The 17065-nt window shown below is 72.1% G+C and carries 16 protein-coding genes and 1 pseudogene; 12 read left to right on the top strand and 5 right to left on the bottom strand.

Features of this window, described 5'->3' with window-relative positions; translation table 11 throughout:
* Nucleotides 1-12 precede the first annotated feature (12 nt).
* From ACFYM0_RS10175 to ACFYM0_RS10195, 5 genes are all read left to right on the top strand, one after another.
* A complete protein-coding gene (locus ACFYM0_RS10175; RefSeq protein ID WP_388498818.1) occupies nt 13-1044 on the top strand; it encodes a carbon-nitrogen hydrolase family protein in 1032 nt (343 codons plus the stop codon).
* Nucleotides 1041-2153: a cupin domain-containing protein gene (locus ACFYM0_RS10180; protein ID WP_388498821.1), complete on the top strand. Its 1113-nt coding sequence runs from the start codon at nt 1041-1043 to the stop codon at nt 2151-2153. Before ACFYM0_RS10175 ends, ACFYM0_RS10180 begins: the two co-directional genes overlap by 4 nt.
* 116 nt (nt 2154-2269) lie before the next feature.
* Nucleotides 2270-3184, top strand: coding sequence for a fumarylacetoacetate hydrolase family protein (locus tag ACFYM0_RS10185; protein WP_388498824.1), 915 nt, complete (start codon nt 2270-2272; stop codon nt 3182-3184).
* 112 nt (nt 3185-3296) lie between these two features.
* The gene (locus tag ACFYM0_RS10190; protein ID WP_388499350.1) at nt 3297-4040 is read left to right on the top strand and encodes an Asp/Glu racemase; all 744 of its coding nucleotides are present in this window, start codon (nt 3297-3299) and stop codon (nt 4038-4040) included.
* 63 nt (nt 4041-4103) lie between these two features.
* A complete protein-coding gene (locus ACFYM0_RS10195; protein ID WP_388498826.1) occupies nt 4104-4943 on the top strand; it encodes a PaaX family transcriptional regulator C-terminal domain-containing protein in 840 nt (279 codons plus the stop codon).
* Between the two features lie 12 nt (nt 4944-4955).
* On the opposite strand, the gene ACFYM0_RS10200 is transcribed toward ACFYM0_RS10195, so the two are convergent.
* On the bottom strand, nt 4956-5948 hold the full coding sequence (locus ACFYM0_RS10200; RefSeq protein WP_388498829.1) for a LacI family DNA-binding transcriptional regulator: 993 nt from the start codon (nt 5946-5948) through the stop codon (nt 4956-4958).
* Nucleotides 5949-6369: 421 nt separating this feature from the next.
* Here ACFYM0_RS10200 and ACFYM0_RS10205 point away from each other — a divergent pair.
* The 5 genes and pseudogenes from ACFYM0_RS10205 (at nt 6370) to ACFYM0_RS10225 (ending at nt 12773) form a co-directional block, all read left to right on the top strand.
* Nucleotides 6370-8029: pseudogene (locus ACFYM0_RS10205) on the top strand (discoidin domain-containing protein).
* 119 nt (nt 8030-8148) lie between these two features.
* Complete coding sequence (locus ACFYM0_RS10210) at nt 8149-9519, top strand: DUF1996 domain-containing protein (protein ID WP_388498832.1); 1371 nt, start codon at nt 8149-8151, stop codon at nt 9517-9519.
* On the top strand, nt 9495-10064 hold the full coding sequence (locus ACFYM0_RS10215) for a DUF305 domain-containing protein (protein ID WP_388498834.1): 570 nt from the start codon (nt 9495-9497) through the stop codon (nt 10062-10064). The genes ACFYM0_RS10210 and ACFYM0_RS10215 overlap by 25 nt, the downstream gene beginning before the upstream one ends.
* Nucleotides 10065-10143: 79 nt before the next feature.
* Complete coding sequence (locus ACFYM0_RS10220; protein ID WP_388498836.1) at nt 10144-11529, top strand: GH1 family beta-glucosidase; 1386 nt, start codon at nt 10144-10146, stop codon at nt 11527-11529.
* On the top strand, nt 11526-12773 hold the full coding sequence (locus ACFYM0_RS10225) for an MFS transporter (RefSeq protein ID WP_388498838.1): 1248 nt from the start codon (nt 11526-11528) through the stop codon (nt 12771-12773). Before ACFYM0_RS10220 ends, ACFYM0_RS10225 begins: the two co-directional genes overlap by 4 nt.
* 35 nt (nt 12774-12808) lie before the next feature.
* Here the strand turns inward: ACFYM0_RS10225 and ACFYM0_RS10230 are convergent, their stop codons facing one another.
* Nucleotides 12809-13333, bottom strand: a complete 525-nt coding sequence (locus ACFYM0_RS10230; RefSeq protein WP_388498841.1) for a CGNR zinc finger domain-containing protein — start codon at nt 13331-13333, stop codon at nt 12809-12811.
* 25 nt (nt 13334-13358) lie between these two features.
* Here ACFYM0_RS10230 and ACFYM0_RS10235 point away from each other — a divergent pair, with 25 nt between their 5' ends.
* Both ACFYM0_RS10235 and ACFYM0_RS10240 read left to right on the top strand, forming a co-directional pair.
* Nucleotides 13359-14027 (top strand): LysE family translocator, encoded by a 669-nt coding sequence (locus tag ACFYM0_RS10235; protein ID WP_388498843.1) that lies wholly within the window; start codon nt 13359-13361, stop codon nt 14025-14027.
* A 140-nt stretch (nt 14028-14167) separates the two neighbouring features.
* Nucleotides 14168-15226, top strand: coding sequence for a VanW family protein (locus tag ACFYM0_RS10240; protein WP_388498845.1), 1059 nt, complete (start codon nt 14168-14170; stop codon nt 15224-15226).
* Here ACFYM0_RS10240 and ACFYM0_RS10245 read toward each other — a convergent pair.
* The 3 genes from ACFYM0_RS10245 to ACFYM0_RS10255 are packed head-to-tail and all read right to left on the bottom strand — an operon-like array spanning nt 15216 to nt 16932.
* On the bottom strand, nt 15216-16187 hold the full coding sequence (locus ACFYM0_RS10245) for an NAD(P)-dependent alcohol dehydrogenase (RefSeq protein ID WP_388498847.1): 972 nt from the start codon (nt 16185-16187) through the stop codon (nt 15216-15218). The two genes, ACFYM0_RS10240 and ACFYM0_RS10245, sit on opposite strands and share 11 nt — an antisense overlap.
* The gene (locus ACFYM0_RS10250) at nt 16184-16471 is read right to left on the bottom strand and encodes a helix-turn-helix transcriptional regulator (RefSeq protein ID WP_388498849.1); all 288 of its coding nucleotides are present in this window, start codon (nt 16469-16471) and stop codon (nt 16184-16186) included. The genes ACFYM0_RS10245 and ACFYM0_RS10250 overlap by 4 nt, the downstream gene beginning before the upstream one ends.
* The gene (locus tag ACFYM0_RS10255) at nt 16465-16932 is read right to left on the bottom strand and encodes a hypothetical protein (protein WP_388498851.1); all 468 of its coding nucleotides are present in this window, start codon (nt 16930-16932) and stop codon (nt 16465-16467) included. Before ACFYM0_RS10255 ends, ACFYM0_RS10250 begins: the two co-directional genes overlap by 7 nt.
* Nucleotides 16933-17065: the final 133 nt, after the last annotated feature.

Here is a 17065-nt window from a genome sequence, read left to right on the forward strand (position 1 = left end):
CGGCAGAGGCCCATGCATACCCGCGAGACCCGCTCCCCGAACGACTTGCCCCGCTTCACGGCGGCCGCCGTCCAGGCCGCTCCCGTCTACCTCGATCCCGCCGCCACCGTCGACAAGGCCGTCGCCCTGATCGCGGAGGCCGCCGGGAAGGGTGCCGAACTCGTCGTGTTTCCGGAGGCGTTCGTTCCCGGTTACCCGTACTGGAACTGGACCATGAACCCGGTCCAGGGCTCGCCGTGGTTCGAGCGCCTGCAGCGCGCGTCCATCGACGTCCCGGGCCCGCACGTCGACACCCTGCGCGCGGCGGCCCGCCAGTACGGGGTCGTGCTGGTCATCGGCGTCAACGAACGCGCCCCGCACAGCCTGGGCGTGCTCTACAACACGCTGCTGACCATCGGCCCCGACGGCGAACTGCTCGGCGTGCACCGCAAGCTGGTGCCCACCTGGGCGGAGAAGCTCACCTGGACCGGTGGCGACGGCAGTTCCCTGCGCGTCCACCAGACCCCCGTCGGCCCGGTCGGCGCCCTCGCGTGCGGGGAGAACACCAACACCCTGGCCCGTTTCACCCTCCTTGCCCAGGGCGAACTCGTGCACGCGGCCTGCTACATCGCGCTGCCCGTGGCGCCCACCGACTACGACATGGCCGAGGCCATCGCCGTCCGGACCGCGGCCCACAGCTTCGAGGGCAAGGTCTTCTCCATCGTCGCCTGCTCCACCGTCTCCCCCGAGATCGTCGACGCGGTCGCCGGTGAGGACGAGGCGGTGCGGGCCCTGTTCGCCCGGCCGCGCAGCGCCCTGTCGGGCATCTTCGGCCCCGACGGCCGCCCGGTCACGGAGCCCCTCGTCGACGTCGAGGGCATCGTCTACGCCGACATCGACCTGAACCGGTGCATCCAGCCCAAGCAGATGCACGACATCACCGGGCACTACAACCGCTTCGACGTGTTCCGCCTCGAAGTGGACAACCGGCCGCGCGTGCCGGTCAGTTTCACCGTCCCGCACACGGCCCAGCCGGCCACCGCCACCCCCGAGGAGGACGCATGACCACCGACCAGGACGACACCGCGCTCGGCCGAGCCCGGGTGTCCGACACCCCCGAGCTCACCGCCTACTACGGCGAGCTCGAAGCCCTGGAGGCCGGTGCGCTGTGGACGGTGGCCAACGACATCGAGCCCTGGTACCCGCAGCCCAAGTCCGTTCCGGTGCTGTGGCGTTACGAGGAGTTGCGGCCCCTCGTCCACAAGGCCCTCGGCCTGGTCCGGGCCGACGACGCGGGCCGCCGCGTGGTGATGCTGGTCAACCCCGGCCGCAGGGACGTCAGTGCCGCCGCCGGACTCCTCTACACCGGGCTGCAGATCATGGGTCCCGGCGAAGCGATGACCGCCCACCGCCACCAGGCCGCGGCGCTGCGCTTCGTGCACGAGGGCACCGGCGCGTGGACGATCGTGGACGGCCAGAAGCTGAAGGTCGGCCCGCGCGACTTCGCCATCACCCCGAACGGCACCTGGCACGAGCACGGCAACGATTCCTCCGACGCCCCGGTGATCTGGCAGGACGGTCTGGACATCCCGCTGGTCAACGCCTTGGACGCCGGGTTCTACGAGGTCCACCCCGAGCTGTACCAGCGGCCCGGGAAGGTGGTCAACTCCTCGGTCCTGACCTACGCCGCGAACCTGCTCCCGTACGGATCCGAGAAGTGGACCCGCCCCTACTCCCCGCTGCTGGCCTACCCCTGGGAGCAGACCTACGAGGCCCTGCGCGGCCTGGCCTCGGCCACCGGGGGCTCCCCGTACGACGGGGTCATCGCGGAATACACCAACCCGCTGACCGGCGGTTCGGTGATGCCCACCATGAGCGCCCACATGCAGCTGCTGCGCCCGGGGCAGGCCACCAAGGCCCACCGCCACACCGGATCGGTGATCTACACGGCGGCCAAGGGGCACGGTGTGTCGGTGATCGCCGGGCAGCGCTTCGAGTGGAAGCAGGGCGACGTCTTCTGCGTCCCGTCCTGGGCCTGGCACGAGCACCACAACCTCGGCCAGTCCGAGGACGCCTGCCTGTTCTCCTTCAACGATTTCCCCGTCATGCGCTCCCTCGGCTTCCACCGCGAAGAGGCCTACCCGGACAACGGCGGGCACCAGCCCGCCTCCTGAGCCGCGTCGCCGCACCGGACCGCCGGCCCTGACACCGGTCCCGGTGCGGCGTCGCACCCCCGCGCTCCCGTACTTCCTCCCCTGCTCTGCCCTCACCTCTCCCCTAGGAGCCACCGATGCGACTGGTGACCTACACGACCGCGCCGATGACCGCCACCGCCGACCGCCTGGGCGCCCAGGTCGACGGCCTGGTGTACGACCTCGCGTCCCTCGCCCGGCACGCGGGCGTCGAACTGCCCGCCGACCTGCTCTCCTTCGTCCGGGCGGGCGCCCCCGCCCGTGAGACGGCCGCCCGCCTGCTGGCCGGCGATCCCACGGACCGCCCCGCCGGGGCCGTGCACCGGCTGGAGGACGTGACCCTGCGTGCCCCGCTGCGCCCCGGCAAGATCATCGGGGTCGGGCTGAACTACGTGGAGCACGTGGAGGAGTCCAGCCGGACCCTCGACACCGACAAGGACCTGCCGCCGCGTCCGGTGCTGTTCAGCAAGCCCGCGACCGCCGTCACCGGCCCGGGGGCGCCGATCCTGCACAACGCGGACCTCACGACGCAGCTCGACTGGGAGTGCGAGCTCGCCGTGGTCATAGGCCGGGCCGCCTTCCGGGTGACCGAGGAGGAGGCGTACGGCCACATCTTCGGCTACAGCATCGTCAACGACATCAGCGCCCGCGACCAGCGCCGCTCGGGCCAGTGGTTCTTCTCCAAGGGCCAGGACTCCTACGCCCCCTTCGGCCCGGCCGTGGTCACCGCCGACGAGGTCCCGGACCCGATGGACCTCGACCTCGAACTGCGGGTGAACGGCGTCACCAAGCAGAAGTCCAACACCCGCCACATGCTGTTCCCCATCGCCCGGCTCATCGCCGACATCAGCTCCGGCGTGACCCTGGAGCCCGGCGACGTCATCGCGACCGGCTCCCCCTCCGGCGTCGGGGCCGGCATGGTCCCGCCCGAGTTCCTCGTGCCCGGCGACACCGTCGAGGCCACCGTCGAGATCATCGGAACCCTCGCCAACCCCGTCGTCGACGCCCGCTGAACCCGGCCGGACCACACCCCCGCCGGACACCACCCCGCCCGACCCCCGAGGAGCACCCGTGTCGCCCCGCACCTACCGCATCGGCCAGATCGTCCCCAGTTCCAACGTCACCATGGAAACCGAGGTGCCCGCGATCCTGCGCGCCCGCATGGAGATCGCGCCCGACGACCGCTTCACCTTCCACTCCAGCCGCATGCGCATGACCCATGTGACGCCCGAGCAGCTCAAGGCCATGGACGCCGATTCCGACCGCTGCGCCGTGGAACTCTCGGACGCGCGGGTCGACGTGCTCGGCTACGCCTGTCTGGTCGCCATCATGAGCATGGGGCTCGGCTACCACCGGACCTCCGAGGACCGCCTGCACACGCGCACCGTGGAGAACGGGGCCCCCGCCCCCGTGGTCACCAGCGCCGGCGCCCTGGTCCACGGGCTGCACACGATGGGCGCCAGGAAGGTGGCCCTGCTGGCCCCGTACATGCGCCCCCTGACCCAGACCGTCGTCGACTACCTCACCCACGAGGGCATCGAGGTCCTCGACTTCCAGGCCCTGGAGATCCCGAACAACCTCGACGTGGCCGCCCACGACCCGGCCAGGCTCCCCGGCCTGGCCCGTGCCCTGGACTACGCGGACGCGGACGCGGTCGTCCTGTCGGCCTGCGTCCAGATGCCCTCGCTCGGCGCCATCGAGGAGGCCGAGCAGCTGCTCGGCAAGCCGGTCGTCTCCGCGGCCGTCTGCACCGCGCACCAGATGCTGCGCGCCCTCGACCTGCCGGCCGTCGCCCCCGGCGCCGGCCACCTGCTCTCCGGAGCGTACGCGGAGGCTCCCCTGCACCGGGGGGCGCGGGCCTCGGGGTGACCGGAGACGGCCCGGCCGCCGCCCCTCGATAGGATCACCACCCCACACCACGGGAAGGTGATCATGTCGGACAGCCCCCTCAGGCCCAGCTCGTTGATCAGTACGGTCTACGGGGCCTTCGTGCGCGGGAGCGGCGGCTGGATCTCCGTCGCCGACCTGATCACGCTCATGTCGGAACTCGGCGTGGAGAGCCAGGCCGTGCGCTCGGCCATCTCCCGGCTCAAGAAGAAGGGCGTTCTCGAACCGGAGCGCCGCGGAGCCACCGGGTACCGGCTCAGCCCGGCCGTCCACCCGGTCTTCGACGCCGGTGACCGGCGCATCTTCGCCAGCCTCGAACCGGCGGACCTCGACGACGGCTGGGCCATGGCGGTCTTCTCCGTACCGGAGTCCGAGCGCTCCCACCGCTACCAGCTGCGCACCAGGCTGACCTGGCTCGGCTTCGGCAACATCGCCCCCGGCGTGTGGCTGGCGCCGGGCCGGCTCCTGGAGGACGCGCGCGACATGCTCGTCCGGCTCGGCCTCAGTGAGTACGTCCACCTGTTCGCCGCCGCCGACTACGCCGCGTTCAGCGACCTGCCGCAGGCGGTCAGCTCGTGGTGGGACTTCCCCGCGATCCAGGCCCAGTACGCCACATTCACCGGCGCGTACGCGCCCGTCGCCGCGAAGCTCGCCCTGCAGGACGGCATCGACCCCGCCGAGGCCTTCCGTCACTACGTGCCGATGCTCACCGAGTGGCGCCGGCTGCCCTACCTCGACCCGGGCCTCCCCGCCGAGCTGCTGCCGGCGGACTGGAACGCGGTGGGCGCCCGGCAGGTCTTCCAGCAGCTGCACGAGGTACTGGCCGGTCCGGGCCTGCGGCACGTACAGGACGTGACGGGTCCTTCCGAGGGGCGAGGCGCCTGAGGGAGCGCTCCTTCAGGACGATTCGCGGACCACGAGGTCGTTCGGCATGACCACGCGGTCCCTGGGGCCGCCCTCGATCAGGCCCAGGAGCAGCCGCACCGTGGCCGTGGCCTGGTCGGCCATGGGGCTGCGCACGGAGGTGAGGGCCGGGACCGTGTAGGCGGCGGCCTCGATGTCGTCGAAGCCGACGACGGCCACGTCCTCGGGGACCCGCAGACCCACCTGCCGCAGGGTGCGCAGGGCTCCGATGGCCATCAGGTCGTTGGCCGCGAACACCGCGTCGAGCTCCGGGTCGTCTTCCAGCAGCTGCCGCATGGCCTCGGCTCCGGAGGCCCGGGTGAAATCGCCCAGGGCCACGATGGACCGGCGGCCGGTGTCGCGCAGGGCGGCGCGGTAGCCGTCGAGGCGCTCGCGGGATTCGAAGAGGTCCAGCGGCCCGGTGATGGTGGCGATCCGGCGCCGGCCCCGTTCCAGGAGGTGGCGTACGGCGAGCGCGGCGCCCGCCGCGTTGTCCAGTTCCACGTACGGCACGTCCTGGGCGCAGGTGCGGTTGAACGAGGCGACCGGCAGGCCCGTCCTGGCCAGCGCCGCGGGGAGCGGGTCGGTGCCGTGCAGGGCGACGAGCATGACGCCGTCCACGTGCCCGCCGGCCACGTACTCCTCGACCCGGGCCCGGCTCCGGTCGGATTCGGCGAGCATCAGCACGACCTGTTTCCCGGCGGCCTCCAGTGCCCTGCTGACCGCGCGGACGACGGTGGAGAAGAGGGGGTCGTCGGAGACCACGCCCTGCGGAGGGTCGGAGACGACCACGGCGACCGCGTGGGTCCGGCGGGTGACCAGGTTGCGGGCGGCGGCGTTGGGCACGTAGCCCAGTTCGCGCACGGCCCGCAGGACGACCTCGCGGATCTCGGGTGCGACCGTGGCCTCCCCGTTGACGACACGGGAGACGCTCGACCGGGACACGCCCGCGCGGGCGGCGACCACTTCCAGCGTGGGTCTTCTCATACCGGCCCGTTCCGTTCGGCGAGCGCGCCGCCGGGTCGGACGGACGGTCCGCGGGAGCGTTCTCCGGCGATGGTGGACCGAAGCCTGATCGGCTGTCAACAGTCCCTGTTTCCGAGGGTGTCGTCCGCGACGGGAGTCAGGATGGTCACTCGCCCGGATCCTCCCTGGTCAGCACGGATCACCGCGGGGTGCACGGGTGGTGAGAGAGCGCTCCATCAATGGACGAACCCAAGTCGTCCGTATGTCCGCAGGATGACGGGACACCTTGACAGTCCTGAGGGCCCACCCCATCCTCACCCCTCAGGGAGCGCTCCCCGATGCTTCTCCTCCGCTCCTTCCCCCCTCGTTTGCAGGAGCCGCCGTGCCTCCGTCGCTGCGCCGCCTCGGCTTACTCTTCGCCGTCGCCTTCACCCTCCTCAGCTTGAGCGCCCTCCCCGCCTCCCCCGCCCGAGCCGCCGAAACCCTGCTCTCACAGGGCAGATCCGTCACCGTCTCCGGTAGCGAGCCCGGCTACAGCCCCGCGAGCGCCGTCGACGGCAACGCCGGCACCCGCTGGTCCAGCGCCTTCTCGGACCCGCAGTGGATCCAGGTGGACCTGGGGTCCGCCGCCACGATCAGCAGGGTCTCCCTCAACTGGGAGGCCGCGTACGCCAAGGCGTTCCAGATCCAGGTCTCGGCCGACGCCGCGAACTGGACCACGGTCTACGGGACGACCGCCGGCGCCGGTGGCATCCAGAACCTGACCGTCACCGGGACCGGCCGCTACGTGCGGATGTACGGGACCCAGCGCTCCACCGGATACGGCTACTCCCTCTGGGAGTTCCAGGTCTACGGGACCGCCGGCACCGGTGACGGCGGCGCCGGCGCGCTCCTCTCGTACGGCAGGACCGGCACGGCCTCCTCCTCGCAGGCCGACGGGAACTGCTGGGAGTGCACCCCCGCCCGGGCCTTCGACCGTGACCCCGCCTCCCGCTGGGCGACCAGCCCCGCCACCGGCTGGACGGACCCCGGCTGGATCTCCGTGGACCTCGGCGCGCCCGCGCAGATCCACAAGGTGGTCCTCCAGTGGGACCCGGCCTACGCGAAGTCCTTCCAGATACAGGTCTCCCCGGACGGGAACACCTGGACCCCGGTCTATTCGACGACGGCGGGCACGGGCTTCAAGCAGACCCTGACCGTCTCGGGCTCCGGGCGGTACGTCCGGATGTACGGCACCGAGCGCGCGACCCCGTACGGATACTCCCTGTGGGAGTTCCAGGTGTACGGCACCGGCGGCGCCCCGGTGACTCCCCCGCCGCTCCCCCCCGGACCCCGCGAATCCGCCGAGGCTGGTGTGGAGCGACGAGTTCGACGGGCCCTCGGCCGGCAAGCCCGATCAGACCAAGTGGCGTGCGGACCCGGGCACCGGGCAGAACGGCGAGCTGGAGTACTACACCGACCACCAGAACGCCGCGACGGACGGCGCGGGCCACCTCGTCATGGAGGCCCGCAAGGAGGCCACGCCCGGCAAGGGCTGCCCGCCCGACCCGCTGACCGGCAGCACCACGTGCCAGTACACCTCGGCGCGGATGAACACCGGGGCCACGTTCCAGTTCACGTACGGGCGCGTCGAGGCCCGGATCAAGGTCCCCAAGGGCAACGGGCTGTGGCCGGCGTTCTGGATGATGGGCGGTGACTTCCTGACCGGGCGGCCTTGGCCGTACAACGGCGAGATCGACATCATGGAGGTCCTCGGCAAGGACGTGAAGACCTCGTACTCCACCGTCCACGCGCCCGCCTACAACGGCGGCGGCGGAATCGGCGGCCCCTACAAGCTGCCCCAGGACGCGGACTTCTCCGACGACTACCACGTCTGGGCCGCCGACTGGAACAGCAAGGGCATCGTCTACAGCCTGGACGGGCGGACCGTCTTCACGCTCGAGAAGGAGCAGGTGGAACGCACCCGCGGGCCGTGGGTCTTCGACCACCCCCACTACATGATCCTCAACCTCGCGGTGGGCGGTGACTGGCCCGGCCCGACGGACGCCACCACGCCGTTCCCGGCCCGGATGCTCGTCGATTACGTGCGCGTCTACCAGTGACCCGCTGACCGGCAGGGGGCTGCCCGCGCCAGCGCCGCCGGGCGGCCCCCTCCCTCCGTTCCGCCTTCCCCCGACCCGGCTCGACCCCACCCCACCCCACCGGCAGGCAAGGATCCGCCATGCGAAAACCCCGCTTCACCCTCCACGCCCTCCTCGCGGGCGCCCTGGCCGCGGCCTTGGCCGCGAGCCTCGGAGCCACGGTGACCAGCGCCCCCGCCCGGGCCGCCGACATCGTGCTCGTCCAGGCGGAGTCGTACGCGGCGCAGTCCGGCGTACAGCTCGAAACGACCGGCGACACGGGCGGCGGCCAGAACGCCGCGTACCTCGCGGGCGGCGACTGGATGCGCTTCGACAACGTCGACCTGGGCGCCTCCGGCCCGCTGACCGTCTCGGCCCGGGTGGCTTCCGCCATCGGGGGCGGCGGAGCCGTCGAGCTGCGCACCGGGTCCGTGACCGGTCCGCTGCTCGCGCAGTTCGACATCACCGCCACCGGCGGCTGGCAGAGCTGGGCGACGCGGACCGCCGACGTGGCCACCCATCCCGCAGGCCCCCAGTCGGTGTTCGCGGTCCTGCGCGGCAGCGGGGCCGGGGACTTCGTGAACATCAACTGGTTCTCGTTCGCCGCCGGTTCCTCGCAGGGCTGGGTGAAGGTGGACCAGGCGAAGTGGGACGCGCAGCTGGCCTCCTTCCGGGCCATGACCCCCGCGCCGGTGCCCTCGAACGCCGTCCGGGTCCCGGAGTTCAACGCCACCTGTGTCTACAGCCATTCCAAGCCCGACGACCCGATCGTGGCCCCGGGCCTGCCGGGTGCGTCCCACATGCACAGCTTCTTCGGCAACCGCAGCACGGACGCGTTCAGCACGGCGGAGTCCCTGGCGTCCCACACCGCGACGAGCTGCACCCCCGCCAAGGACCTCTCCAGCTACTGGATCCCGACCCTCTACGAGCGCGGGAAGGCCGTCGAGCCCGAGGGGATGATCGTCTACTACGGGTCCCGGCTGACCGACCCCACGGCCACGGTGCCGTTCCCGCAGGGCTTCCGGATGATCGCGGGCAACGCCAAGTCGCAGGTACCCACTCCGGCCGGCTCGGTGAACCAGTTCTGGTGCGCGGGCGAGGGCGGCGAGATCGGCCGCAGCGCCGACGGCAACTGGCCGGTGTGCGCGCCGAAGGCCAAGCTCGTGTACCAGCTCGTCTTCCCCGACTGCTGGGACGGCAAGCACCTGGACAGCCCCGACCACAAGTCGCACGTCTCGTTCACCACCGTCAACGGCAAGTGCGGGGGCGCCTACCCCGTGGCCATCCCCTCCGTCTCCTTCGTGATCGGCTACCCGACCGGCGGCAACCCGGACGGCCTCTCACTGTCCTCCGGCATGGCCTCCTCCATCCACGGCGACTTCTTCAACGCCTGGGAGGACGCGGCCCTGGGGCAGCGCGTGAAGGACTGCGTCGTACAGAGCGCCAAGTGCAACTCCGCCGGTACGTTCTGACCCGCCGGCCCGCGTGCGTGCTGCTGCTCGCGGCGCTCCTGGTCACCGGCTGCACGGCGCAGCCGGTGGCCGGGACGCCGCGGGCCGCGGCCTTCAACGCCACCGACATCGCCTGGATCCAGCTGATGATCCCGATGGACGAGCGGGCCCGGCTGCTGACGGACCTGGCGCCGGCGCGGGCCGGTGATCCGGCGCTGGCCCGGTTCGCGCAGCGGGCGGCGGACCGGCAGGAGGCCGAACTGACGCTGCTGCGCAGGCTCCTGGCCCGGTCCGCCGCGCCCGACACCCGCCCGCACGAGGGGCACGACATGCCGGGCATGGTGTCCGCCGACACCGTGCGCAGGGCGGGAGCGCTCTCGGGGGAGGAATTCGACCGGGTCTTCGCCGCCGCCCTGCGCGCCCACCTCACGCAGTCGCTGCTGCTCTGCGCGGGCGAACGCGCCTCGGGCGGGGCCGGGGAGGCCCGGGAGCTCGCCGGGGAGCTGGAGAAGGCCGGCTCGGAGCAGCTCGCCCTGCTCGACGCGGCACGCTCCGGCAAAAGTTGAGAATTGTTCACTTTCCATTGACAGGGCGGGTCCGGGGACCCGAAAGTGCCGTGACCGTCCCCGATCGAAGCGAGTCCGCATGGCCACGTCCGTACCGCCGCTCCCGCCCGTGCCCCGTTTCCCGGCCGGTTTCCGCTGGGGCGTGTCCGCCTCCGCCTTCCAGATCGAGGGCTCGCCCACCGCCGACGGCCGGGGGCCCTCCTCCTGGGACGCCTTCACCCGGGAGCGGGGGCGCGTCAAGGACGGCTCGCACGCGGAGGTGGCCACCGACCACTACCGCCGCTACCGCGAGGACGTGGCCCTGATGGGCGGACTGGGCGTGGACGCCTACCGGTTCTCCGTCTCCTGGTCCCGGGTCCTGCCCGACGGGCACGGGGCCGTCAACCGGGCGGGGCTGGACTTCTACGACCGGCTGGTCGACGAGCTGTGCGCCGCGGGGATCGACCCGGCGCCCACCCTCTTCCACTGGGACACCCCGCTCGCCCTGGAGGAGCGGGGCGGCTGGCTGGAGCGCGACACCGCCGAGCGGTTCGCGGCGTACGCCTCCGTGGTCGCGGAGCGCCTCGCCGACCGCGTGCCCATGTGGATCACCATCAACGAGCCCGCCGAGGTGACCCTCCTGGGGTACGGCCTCGGCGAACACGCCCCGGGCAAGCAGCTCGTCTTCGACGCCCTGCCCGCCGCCCACCACCAGCTACTGGCCCACGGACTGGGCGTACAGGCCCTGCGCGCGGCGGGCGCCCGCCACATCGGCATAGCCGCCTCGCACAGCCCCGTGTGGGCCGCCGGCGAGAGCGAAGAGGACCGGGCCGCCGCCGCGTTGTACGACACCCTCACCAACCGCCTCTTCGCGGACCCGATCCTGACCGGCGCCTACCCGGACGGTCTGGAATCCCTGCTGCCCGGCCCGGTGGCCGAGGACCTCAAGGCGATCTCGGCCCCGCTGGACTGGTACGGGGTCAACTACTACAACCCGATGCTCGTCGGCGCCCCCACCCCGGCCGGCGCCTCCGCCTTCGGCGGGATCGAGATCCCCTCCGGCCTGCCCTTCGCCATCCGGGAGCTCGAGGGGTACGAGCGCACCGACTTCGACTGGCCGGTGGTCCCGGACGGGCTGCGCGAACTGCTCGCCACCCTGCGGGAGCGCTACGGCGACCGGCTGCCGCCGCTGTACATCACCGAGAACGGCTGCTCGTACGGGGACGGCCCGGATCCGGGCACAGGCCGGATCGAGGACGCGCGCCGGATCGCCTACCACGAGGGGCACGTGCGCGCCCTGCACGAAGCGATGGCCGAGGGGGCCGACGTCCGCGGCTACTTCATCTGGTCGATCCTGGACAACTTCGAATGGGCGGAGGGCTACCGGCAGCGGTTCGGCCTGGTCCACGTCGACTACGAGACCCTGGCCCGGACCCCCAAGGAGTCGTACGCCTGGTACCGCGACCTGATCAAGAGCGGCAGGTGACCGCCGGGCCGAAGGCCTCGGCGGCCACGGAGGCCGCCACCCCGCCGGGCGGCCGGTGGGTGAGCGCGCTGTCCCTCGCCAACCTGGGGGTGTGGGTCGGCTGGTTCGGCCCGCTCCAGCTGCTGCTGGCACGCCAGGCCGAGTTCCTGGCCCCGGAGAACAAGGCGTCCACCCTCGCCCTGGTGACGGGGCTGGGGGCCGCCGTCTCTATGGTCGCCAATCCCGTCTTCGGCGCGCTGTCCGACCGTACGACGGCGCGCGCGGGCCGCCGCATCCCCTGGGTGGTCGCCGGTGTGGCGGGCGGGGCGGCGGGCCTGGTGGTCCTCGGGCTGGCCCAGAGCGTGGCCGTGGTGATCGCGGGCTGGTGCCTGGTGCAGCTCGCCCTCAACGCCGCCTTCGCCGCGCTCACCGCGGCCGTCCCCGACCAGGTCCCGGCCCGGCAGCGCGGGCTGGTCGGCGGCTGGCTCGGCGTCTCCCAGGTCATCGGGATCCTGGTCGGCACGGCGCTGGCCACGGTCGCGGGCGGGATCACCGCCGGCTACCTGGCCTGCGCCGCCTTCTCGGTCCTCGCGGCCGCGCCGTACGTGCTGATGCGGCGGGACTCCGTGCTCGCCCCCGCCGCCCGGCCGCCCTTCCGGTGGCGCGGCTTCCTGACCGGCTTCTGGATCGACCCGCGCCGCCATCCCGACTTCGGCTGGGCCTGGCTGACCCGGTTCCTGATGAACCTCTCGTACTCCATCAGCACGATGTACCTGCTCTACTACCTGACCGACGCCGTGCGCTACCGGGGCGACCCGGACACCGGGGTCCTGATCCTCACGGCGCTCAACGCCCTCACCCTGCTGTCCACCGTGGTGATCAGCGGCGTCCGGTCGGACCGCAGCGGCCGCCGCAAGTCCTACGTGATCCGGTCCGGGCTGGTCATCGCCGCGGCCACGCTGCTGCTTGCCGTCTGGCAGACCTGGACCGGCGCGGTCGTGGCCTCGCTCGTCCTGGGCCTCGGCTTCGGCGTGTACACGGCCGTGGACTTCGCCCTGCTCACGGACGTGCTGCCGGCCGCCGAGGACCGGGGCAAGGACCTGGGCGTCATCAACATCGCCAACGCGCTGCCGCAGGTGCTGGCACCGGTGATCGCGGCCCCGGTCGTCACCCACCTCGGCGGATACACGGCCCTGTACGCGCTGGCCGGTGGTCTCGCCGTGGCGGGATCGCTGCTGGTCAGGCGGATCCGCTCGGTTCTCTAGGCGTACTCCATGGCGGCCGGTCGCGGCGCGGGTGGTCACCGCTCGCGCAGGCGAGCGCGGTGCCGACGGACGGCGTCCCGGCTGCCGCAGCGTGGTGAGCAGTACCGCTGGGTGCCGTTCCTCGAGGTGTCGACGACGACGTTCGTGCAGGGGTGGGCCGCGCACCGGCCGAGGCGGTGCATGCCGCGCGTGGTCAGGTGCAGTGCGGTGCCGACGCTGAACACGGCGTGCAGGACCCGTGCCAGGTCGTCGTCGACGTCGCGATAGTGCAGGTGCCACCCCTCGCCGTTGTGGTCGGTCAGGCGTGGATATGCGGTCGCGGCGGCCATCTGCCCGTTGAGGATCTCCGCCCGCTCGTTCGGGTCGCGGGCGTCGACGACCCGGATCCAGTCGTCGAGCACGGCCCGGCAGCGGGCGTGGTCGTCGGGCCGCTCGGGGAAGGACATCGTCATGCCGAACTCGCGGGTCCGCTCGACGATCCCGTCCCGGGTGTCGGGCCATTCGTCGGCCAGGGAACGGGCGAGGAGCACGGCGTACTCGCCGTAAGGGTTGAGATGCACAAGGCCATTACATCAGGGTGGGGGCATGTCCCTCACCTCGTTGTCCTCACCCGTTTCCGGCGTGTCCGCCTTCGGGATGGCACTCACCGCCCTGGTCATGGTGCTGACCCCCGGGCCCAACATGATCTACCTCGTTTCGCGCAGCATCGGCCAGGGCCGCACCGCGGGGCTCGTCTCCCTGGCCGGCACCGGCGTCGGCTTCGTCGTCTACATGCTGATGGGCAACCTCGGCCTCGCAGTCGTGTTCGTAGCGGTGCCCTGGCTGTTCATCGGTTTCAAAGCCGCCGGCGTCCTCTACCTGGCCCACCTCGCCTGGCAGGCCCTGCGGCCCGGCGGCCGCGGCATGTTCGAGGTCCGCGACGTTCCCCGCGACAGCCCCGCCCGGCTCTTCCGCATGGGGCTGGTGACGAACCTGCTCAACCCCAAGGCCGCGATCATGTACCTGACCCTGATCCCGCAGTTCATCGACCCACATCGCGGGCATCCGACCGTGCAGGGCCTGACCCTCGGTTCGGTCCAGATCGCGGTGAGCCTGACCGTCAACGCCCTGATCGTCGTCGCCGCCGGCGCCATCGCCGCGTTCCTCGGGCAACGCCCGAGCTGGGCCGCCGTGCAGCGCCGCATCACCGGCACCCTCCTGGGCGCCGTGGCACTTCTCCTCGTCCGCGAGGTGCCCGCTCGAGCCCGGGCCTGACCGCCCCCAGGCGCCGGCGGGCGTCCGGGAGCGGCCCCCTCCGTTGCACCGCCGGCGTGAGACCCGGCACATTTCTCACCCTTTTGGTCCGATTTGGACCAGACTCGTATGGTTCGGATTCCGAAGCGACAGGGAGAGACATGCGACGCGCCCACGGCCGTACGGCCACCACGCGGATCGCCCTGCTATCGGCCGGTACGGCCGCCGTGCTCGGCCTCGGCGGCCTTTCCGCCGGTTCCGCGGCCGCCGAGGGCACACCCGCCCCGGACCGGACCTCGGAGCCCACGGCCACGGCCCCGGCCACCGCCGCCGCCCCTGCCACCGCCCCGGCAGCCGTCGGGCAGCAGGTCCTCTCCACCTTCACCGTGGCCTATCCCGCGGCGCCCTACCGGACCCACAACATCGCCCGCGCCGTGGAACTCATCAACGGGGCCGTCGTCCAGCAGGGCGACGTCTGGAGCTTCAACCAGGCGGTGGGCGAGCGGACCGAGGAGAACGGCTTCGTCGACGGCATCATGATCAACGACGGCCGGTACGTGAAATCCCCCGGCGGCGGCGTCTCCGCGGTCGCGACGACCATGTACAACGCCATGTTCTTCGCGGGCCTGAAGCCGCTGGAGCACGGGGCCCACTCCTTCTACATCGAGCGGTACCCGGAAGGCCGCGAGGCCACCGTCGCCTGGGGCACCCTCGACCTGCGCTGGCAGAACGACTCGGGACACCCCGTGACCGTCCGGGCCTCCTCCAGCTCCACCTCGGTGACCGTCACCCTGCTCGGAACGAAGCAGTACGACGAGATACGCGCCACCAAGGGCCCGCGCACCCACATCACCCCGCCGGCGAAGCGCACCGTCACCGGGCCCACCTGCGAGCCCCAGACCCCGCTGGAAGGGTTCGACGTCTCCGTCGACCGCGTCTTCGTCCGGGGCGGCCACGAGGTCGGCCGCGAGACGTTCCGTACGCACTACACCCCGCGCGACGAGATCATCTGCGCCCCGGAGTCCCCCACGGCCACGCCCGGCGCGACCCCGTCGGGCTCCCCCGGGACCCCGGCCGCGCCCGTCACGCCCGGCACCTCTCCGGCTCCCACCACCTCCCCCTCGGCCACCGCTCCGGGCACGTCCACCGCACCCACCGCATCCACCGCGTCCGGCAGGGGCAGCGGCAGCACCGGCACGGCGCCCACGCCTAGGGCGTGATCAGGATCTTTCCGCGCGCCTCGCCCCGGTGGAGCCGGTCGATGGCGTCCGGGGCCCCGGCGAGCCGGCAGGTGAGGTGGACGGCCGGGGACAGGGTGCCGTCCTCGACGTGCCGGCGCAGGACCTCCAGGTCCGCCTGACGCTCGGCGGAGATGAACCCCTTGAGGCCGTGGCGCACGAAGGGGTTCAGCAGGGCGGCCCACAGGACCCGGCCCATGCCGCCCAGCCAGGGGCCGCCGCCCTCGCCTCCGACTATCACGAGCGTCCCGCGCGGGGTCAGGGCGCGTCGCAGGTGCGACAGGGCACGGTTGCCCGCGATGTCCAGGATGAGGTCGTAGCGGCGGACACCGTCCGCGAACTCCTCGCGGGTGTAGTCGATGACCTCGTCCGCGCCGAGCCCGCGCACCAGCTCGGTCTTCGTGGTGCTGCACACTCCGGTGACGTGCGCCCCGTACGCCTTGGCCAGCTGCACCGCGAAGGTGCCGACCCCGCCCGCGGCGCCGATGACCAGGACCCGCTGCCCCGGCCGTACGCGCCCCGCGTCGCGCAGCGCCTGGAGGGCGGTGAGCCCTGAGATCGGGAGGGCCGCCGCCTCTTCCAGGGGCATCCCGGCGGGCCTGAGCGCCAGCTTGTCCTGCCTGGCGGTGGCGTACTCCGCGAAGGAGCCCTCGCAGATCCCGAACACCTCGTCCCCCACGCGGAAGTCGCTCACCCCCTCGCCGACCTCCTCGACCCGCCCGGAGACCTCCCGGCCGCGCACGGGCACGCCGGGTGCGCGCAGTCCGTAGCCGAGGAGACGCAGCAGGTAGGGCTTGCCGCTCATGAGGTGCCAGACCCCCGCGTCGAGCGCGGCGGCCCGGACGGCTATGAGCACCTCCCCCGCGCCCGGTCTCGGCGTTTCGATGTCCCTGAGCTCCAGCACTTCGCTGGAGCCGTACGCGTCCTGCACGATCGCCTTCACGGCGCCGTCCCTTCCTCGTCCGTCTGGTCCGTGTGGTCCGCCTCGCCTGCGCCGTCCGCGCCGTCCGCGCCATCGGCGTACTGGAATACCTGCTCGAGGGGCACCGCGAAGACGCGGGCGATCCTGAACGCGGTCTCCAGCGAAGGCGAGTAGCGGCCCTTCTCGATGGCGATGACGGTCTGGCGGGTCACGCCGATGCGCTCCGCCAGCTCCGCCTGGGTCATCTCCCCGCGCTCGAAGCGCAGGATCCTGATCCGGTTCGTGATGCCGGTCGGCTTCACCACGACTGGAACCCCCAGCGGTAGGCGGCGAGCTTGACGACCGAGCCGAGCACCGCCGAGAGGACGAATCCCAGGTAGAGGGCGTTCGAAATCCAGAAGCGGTCCGCGCCGGCCATCGAGAGGATCAGCGCGGTCACGGCGCCGATGACGAGGAAGGACTGCCCGGCGTGCTCTCCGAGGCGGCCGATCTCCTTGTCCCGCTGGTCCTTGACGTCGGCCTCGCCGGGCCCGGCCACCGCCACCGCGATGTTGAGGAGGATCGCGGCGGCGATGGCTCCCCCGACCGTCCAGAGCAGCGGCGTGACGTACGGGACCTCCGCGAGGGGCACGCCGTCGCCGGACCGGCCCAGCACGAGGGCCAGGTAGACCGCGTACCCGATGACCGCGACCACCCCCGTGATCCATGCGCGCTTCTCTTCGAACGCCACGACCGCACCCGCTCCCATGTAAAAGAACTTTGACATCACAAAGGTAAAAGGATCCATACCTGGTGTCAATAATTTCTTACATACCTTTCTCGGGTCCGGGGACCGCGACCCCTGTCACCCGGGCGCGCGGCCCCGCTGGCACCACGGCCGCACCCGGGGCTTGCTGGAC

Source organism: Streptomyces sp. NPDC006487, from assembly GCF_042870555.1.
Lineage (GTDB): Bacteria > Actinomycetota > Actinomycetes > Streptomycetales > Streptomycetaceae > Streptomyces.

What these genes read in the sequence shown, in the direction of transcription:
- ACFYM0_RS10210 (WP_388498832.1), top strand. Translation starts at nt 8,149, where the DNA reads ATGCGAAAACCCCGCTTCACCCTCCACGCCCTCCTCGCGGGCGCCCTG.
- ACFYM0_RS10240 (WP_388498845.1), top strand. Translation starts at nt 14,168, where the DNA reads ATGCGACGCGCCCACGGCCGTACGGCCACCACGCGGATCGCCCTGCTA.
- ACFYM0_RS10185 (WP_388498824.1), top strand. Translation starts at nt 2,270, where the DNA reads ATGCGACTGGTGACCTACACGACCGCGCCGATGACCGCCACCGCCGAC.
- ACFYM0_RS10190 (WP_388499350.1), top strand. Translation starts at nt 3,297, where the DNA reads ATGGAAACCGAGGTGCCCGCGATCCTGCGCGCCCGCATGGAGATCGCG.
- ACFYM0_RS10235 (WP_388498843.1), top strand. Translation starts at nt 13,359, where the DNA reads ATGTCCCTCACCTCGTTGTCCTCACCCGTTTCCGGCGTGTCCGCCTTC.
- ACFYM0_RS10195 (WP_388498826.1), top strand. Translation starts at nt 4,104, where the DNA reads ATGTCGGACAGCCCCCTCAGGCCCAGCTCGTTGATCAGTACGGTCTAC.
- ACFYM0_RS10220 (WP_388498836.1), top strand. Translation starts at nt 10,144, where the DNA reads ATGGCCACGTCCGTACCGCCGCTCCCGCCCGTGCCCCGTTTCCCGGCC.
- ACFYM0_RS10255 (WP_388498851.1), bottom strand. Translation starts at nt 16,932, where the DNA reads ATGTCAAAGTTCTTTTACATGGGAGCGGGTGCGGTCGTGGCGTTCGAA.
- ACFYM0_RS10180 (WP_388498821.1), top strand. Translation starts at nt 1,041, where the DNA reads ATGACCACCGACCAGGACGACACCGCGCTCGGCCGAGCCCGGGTGTCC.
- ACFYM0_RS10200 (WP_388498829.1), bottom strand. Translation starts at nt 5,948, where the DNA reads ATGAGAAGACCCACGCTGGAAGTGGTCGCCGCCCGCGCGGGCGTGTCC.
- ACFYM0_RS10175 (WP_388498818.1), top strand. Translation starts at nt 13, where the DNA reads ATGCATACCCGCGAGACCCGCTCCCCGAACGACTTGCCCCGCTTCACG.